This window comes from Janthinobacterium sp. GW458P (genome assembly GCF_002127585.1).
In the GTDB taxonomy this organism is placed as follows: Bacteria; Pseudomonadota; Gammaproteobacteria; order Burkholderiales; family Burkholderiaceae_D; genus Janthinobacterium.
In genome coordinates, this window is the sequence record NZ_NEGZ01000156.1 from 1 (window position 1) to 383 (window position 383).

The window sequence follows — 383 nt, forward strand, 5'->3', positions numbered from 1 at the left end:
ACGGCGGCCACGCTGAGCGGCGGCACGCTGTCCGGCCTGGTCGGCRATGAAACCGTGACGCTGGGCGCATTGAGCGGCGCATTCAGTGACAAGAATGCCGGCAACGGCAAGACCGTGGCCGTGAGCGGCGGCCAGCTGGGCGACGGCASMGGCCTGGCGGCGAACTACAGCGTGAATGCGCCCGCCAGCGTGACGGCGGCCATCACGCCGAAGGCGCTGACGGTATCCGGCATCACGGCTGCTAATAAAATCTATGACGGCACTACGGCGGCCACGCTGAGCGGCGGCACGCTGTCCGGCCTGGTCGGCAATGAAACCGTGACGCTGGGCGCATTGAGCGGCGCATTCAGTGACAAGAATGCCGGCAACGGCAAGACCGTGGC

1 protein-coding gene is annotated in these 383 nt (G+C 67.1%); it reads left to right on the plus strand.

Annotation, left to right across the window (positions count from 1 at the left end; all coding sequences use genetic code 11):
- A partial coding sequence (locus CBW50_RS29685; RefSeq protein WP_172404936.1) for a YDG domain-containing protein occupies positions 1–383 on the plus strand: 383 nt, incomplete at both ends.